Raw genomic sequence first — 405 nt, forward strand, 5'->3', positions numbered from 1 at the left:
TTTCCAGCGCCGGCGTGGCCGAGCGTGTTTAGGTTATTTTTAGTATTACATTGTGGTTCGCCTTGTGGCAGCCACCTGGATGGGATGATGACTGCTCCACGCCTTCCTTTAATTTTGATGCTCGCTGGCCTTTTGGGGCTGGCGGGTTGCAGCACACACCAGCCTGTGTCGCTGTACCAGCTGGACAGCGGAAGTCCGGCTCAGCCCGCTCAAACAGCGGGTATGGCCGTATTGCTTGGCCCGGTAGTCGTTGCCGATTACCTGCAACGTGAAACCCTGCTGCAACGTCAGAACGACGGCAGCCTGCAAGGTTCCACAGATGGCCGTTGGGCGGGCAGTTTGTCGTCCGATATCAACCAACTGTTGCTGCGCCAGGTTGCAGGCCAGTTGGACAGCCAGCGTGTG

The 405-nt window shown here is 58.0% G+C and carries 1 protein-coding gene; it reads left to right on the forward strand.

All coding sequences use genetic code 11. The features are described 5' to 3' along the window. Window positions 1-84: 84 nt before the first annotated feature. Window positions 85-405: membrane integrity-associated transporter subunit PqiC (locus tag KZZ04_RS18460; RefSeq protein WP_219423682.1), on the forward strand; the 321-nt coding region annotated here is incomplete at its 3' end.

This window comes from Pseudoalteromonas sp. CR1 (assembly GCF_019392235.1).
In the GTDB taxonomy this organism is placed as follows: Bacteria; Pseudomonadota; Gammaproteobacteria; order Enterobacterales; family Alteromonadaceae; genus Pseudoalteromonas.